This is a genomic window from Streptococcus sinensis, from assembly GCF_000767835.1.
Classification (GTDB): domain Bacteria; phylum Bacillota; class Bacilli; order Lactobacillales; family Streptococcaceae; genus Streptococcus; species Streptococcus sinensis.
The window spans coordinates 1-3,469 of sequence record NZ_JPEN01000060.1 but is presented as its reverse complement, the minus strand read 5'-3'; the positions used below and the strand labels follow the sequence as shown (position 1 = coordinate 3,469).

General features: G+C 44.0%; 4 protein-coding genes and 2 pseudogenes. All 6 read right to left on the bottom strand.

The window, feature by feature from the left end; translation table 11 throughout:
• Positions 1-201, bottom strand: a pseudogene (locus tag SSIN_RS04505) (GNAT family N-acetyltransferase); the annotation flags it as partial.
• Positions 202-367: 166 nt separating this feature from the next.
• Entirely contained in the window at positions 368-1,033 is a 666-nt protein-coding gene (locus SSIN_RS04500; RefSeq protein ID WP_037616241.1) for a potassium channel family protein, read from the bottom strand.
• 10 nt (positions 1,034-1,043) lie between these two features.
• A complete protein-coding gene (locus SSIN_RS04495) occupies positions 1,044-2,393 on the bottom strand; it encodes a TrkH family potassium uptake protein (RefSeq protein ID WP_037616239.1) in 1,350 nt (449 codons plus the stop codon).
• Positions 2,390-2,821: a hypothetical protein gene (locus SSIN_RS11190; RefSeq protein WP_280513231.1), complete on the bottom strand. Its 432-nt coding sequence runs from the start codon at positions 2,819-2,821 to the stop codon at positions 2,390-2,392. Before SSIN_RS11190 ends, SSIN_RS04495 begins: the two co-directional genes overlap by 4 nt.
• Positions 2,794-3,075, bottom strand: a complete 282-nt coding sequence (locus SSIN_RS11185; protein ID WP_052076759.1) for an HAD hydrolase family protein — start codon at positions 3,073-3,075, stop codon at positions 2,794-2,796. The genes SSIN_RS11190 and SSIN_RS11185 overlap by 28 nt, the downstream gene beginning before the upstream one ends.
• Positions 3,076-3,185: 110 nt before the next feature.
• Positions 3,186-3,469: pseudogene (locus tag SSIN_RS04485) on the bottom strand (GNAT family N-acetyltransferase); the annotation flags it as partial.

Sequence of the window (3,469 nt, the reverse complement as noted above, 5' to 3'; positions counted from 1 at the left end):
GTTCATTGGAAATAGCAAAAGCAAAGCCAACAAATTCATTTTCATGATAAAAAGCGAAAAAATAGCCTCTTCCTGATCTTCATAACGCAAAAACTCGCTGAGTGGTACCCTCTCCTCTTCCGGAAAAACCTCAATATTTAAGGCCTCTACTTTGTCCAAATCCGGAAAATCTGCTGTAATAAGCTGGCTGGTTAAGCTCATAAAATCACTCCTTTTCTATTGATAGTATAACAAATTTTGCAAAGGGTTTCAAAAAAGAGCCCTGAAAGAGCTCCTATGTATCGATTTTTTATTCATATAATAGAAAGGTGCCGAATGCCTAGTTAGAATCGGTTGGACTCCCAGCGAAGAGATCTTATTCTAGCTACTACTTCACTATTTCACGTAAATTATCCAAATGCTGGTTATCAGTCACAGCCATAATGCTGACGCCTTCTGGCCAAACAAAGTCTGGAGTAAACTGGCTTTCCAAAGGCTGATTTTTTGTCAGACGATAGCCGATAATATTAAGATGATAAAGCCTACGAGCATCTACTTCACGGACCGTTTTCCCGACCCAGTTAGCAGGCGGTTCAAACTCAGCCACCACTACATCATCATCCAGTTGGAAAACCTCAATCGAATGGTTAAAGAGAATGGTCTTAGCCAATGAAATACCAGCCTCCACTTCAGGCAGGATAACTAGATCAGCTCCTACCTTTTCCAGCACCTGCTGGGTTACTTCATCCTTGACCTTGGCAATGACATTTTTTACGCCCAATGCCTTGCAGTGCATGACCGCTAGGACGCTGGATTCCAGACTTTCTCCCGTCGCTACGACCACCGTATCACAGGACCCAACGTCTGCCGCCTCCAAAAGCTCCATATCGGTAATGTCCCCGATCACACCGACGGCAATCATGTCTTCATACTGATTGATTGTCTCTTCGTGATTATCAATCGCAATGATTTCTACATCTTGAGAAATCAAGGCCTCAATGATACTCTGTCCAAAAATCCCCAAGCCGAGGATTCCAACTGTTTGATTTGCCATTTCTTTTCTCCTATCCAATCATAATGTCCGCCTTGCTGTAATGCAAGGTTGCAGCCTTCTTCGGTTGATAATGGTTGAGACTGACCATAAGAGTCAGCGGCCCCACCCGTCCAATAAACATTAGCAACATAATCACAATCATACCAGCTGTATTGAGGCTGGTAGTGATATTTGCCGTGACACCAACTGTAGCCAATGCCGACACAGTCTCAAATATCAAGTAAATAAAGCGATGACTGCTATCGGTCACTAGCCCAAGAGCCAAAAGACCAAGCAGAAATGTCAGCTGAAAAATCACTGTCACACCAAAAGCCTTCTGCACTAGCTGAGGAGCTAGTGTCCTCCGCCCCATATTGGTATGAGGCAAGCCCAGAATTTCCTTTCGGGCAAAAAGCAAAAGAACTAAGAAGGTCGTAATTTTCAGACCGCCCGCTGTACCACCCGGAGCTCCTCCTAGAAACATCTGGAGCAGATAGATAAACAGGGTTACTGGACGAGCAGCCGTATAATCTATGGAAGCAAAGCCAGCTGTCCTCATACTGACTGTCTGGAAAAAGCTAACCAGTAGCTTATTGCCAAAGGAAAGATTGCCAATCGTTCCAGGATTATTGTACTCCGTCCAGAGACTCGCGACCGTCCCAAAAACGAGGAGACCAGCAGTCAGCAGCAAGACTACCTTAGTATGAAAGTGCAGCCCCTTCTGTTTTCCTCCCAATTTAGTAGCCAAGTCAAACCAGACCATAAAGCCAAGCCCTCCAGTAATAATGAGGAGAGCCAAGGTGATATTGACCAAAACATCTGTCTGCAAGCCTAGTAGGCTATCATTGCCAAAATTATCAAAGCCCGCATTACAAAATGCAGAAACGGCTAAAAAGATAGAATTAAAAATCCCTTTTCTCAGACCAAACTTGGGAATGAAGCGAATCATGAGAAGGAGCGCACCCAGTCCTTCGATAGTAAAAGTCGTGATAAAAATCGAACGGACAAATTGACCTAAGGTACGATTGTGCCCATAACTAAAACTATCCCGCAGAATACGGCGATCCTTGAGGCTGAGCTTTTTCCGACTTTCCATGGTGAAAAATCCGATAAAAGTCAGGATTCCCAAACCACCAATCTGAATCAGCAGCATACAAAGGAGCTGTCCCCAAACATTGTATGTATCCACAACCGATCGAGTAAAAAGCCCTGTCACACAGACCATCGAGACAGCTGTAAAAAGATGATCCAGATAGCCCGCTTGGGAACTTGCCGTCTGCACCCAAGGCAGACTGAGTAGCAAGGAGCCACAGAATATCACCAGAAGAAAAGACAAGATAATCTTTTGCGCTGGTGACAAGCGTGAAAATAAATGCTTCATAAAGTTTCCTTTCCTGATCTAATAAAAGCAGAGGCTAGCTCTATCTGCCCTTCTCTTTCCTTGACAGCCCGCTGCAAATCATCTGGACTCTGCAAGTTTCTAACTTTGATGGCATAATCTACTGCGACAATAGCATGGCCACTGGTAGTCGGCTCGACCTTCCCAGCTAGCTTTTCTCGAAAGAGATCATAGTAGTCATAGGTCTTATCCACCGGAACTGTCGGGGAAAACTTAAGAATAGTATCCTGGACGTCCTTGAAATCATCTACCCATTGCAGCCGATGAAAGTAATGATTGGTCAGCTCGTAAAAATCTTGACTGACTGTCCCTCGCTCGCAATAGGCACTTTCTAGCCCGCAGAGGACATTCTTTATCTCAGGATACTGGCGACAGATGTCAATCACCTCGTGAACAACCTGCTTAGGCATATCAGCCGTAAAAAGCAGGTCCTTTCGTTCCTTGACAAAACCCCATTTTCCGCCACAAAGGAAAGCTCATCATAGTAGTCAGGAAAAAGATCCCGTAGCTGATAATACTGGTTGCCACTGGCTACCACAAACTGACATCCGACTTCCTGCATCGCAGCTAAAATTCGCTTAAAGAGTGGCACATCATAAGTATAATCTGAACGGACAAAGGTTCCATCCACATCTACTGCCACTAGTTTAATATCCTTATCCATGATTTATCTTCCTTGCTGTTCAATTATTTTTCTAAATAAGCTGAACTATAACTTTACTTTCATCCTTTTTCTTAAGCAAAGGCGACAGTTTCTACCAATAAACTCTACTTTTAGTAGTCGCTGAAACGTCTGTGCTTGATTTCAAAGTCGAAATAATGCTCCTCCTGAAGGCGACGGAAGATATCTCGATAGGCATTCTCGTCAAAAGATTCTCCTCGATAAAGGATTTCAAAACTAAGATCGTCATATTCCAAAAAAGCATTGGCTGAGCGGAATCCCTTACGCTGATAAAAGTCCCAGCGAGCCTGGCGTTGCTCAGGATTGTCACAAGGCTCATCCAGGCGCTCAATCTCTAAGAGCATGGTCCGCTGATAAAAATTTACCAGCTTATCAA

Excerpts from the sequence above, each read along its gene's own strand:
- SSIN_RS04495 (WP_037616239.1), bottom strand. The coding sequence starts at position 2,393 with ATGAAGCATTTATTTTCACGCTTGTCACCAGCGCAAAAGATTATCTTG.
- SSIN_RS04500 (WP_037616241.1), bottom strand. The coding sequence starts at position 1,033 with ATGGCAAATCAAACAGTTGGAATCCTCGGCTTGGGGATTTTTGGACAG.
- SSIN_RS11185 (WP_052076759.1), bottom strand. The coding sequence starts at position 3,075 with ATGGATAAGGATATTAAACTAGTGGCAGTAGATGTGGATGGAACCTTT.
- SSIN_RS11190 (WP_280513231.1), bottom strand. The coding sequence starts at position 2,821 with ATGCCTAAGCAGGTTGTTCACGAGGTGATTGACATCTGTCGCCAGTAT.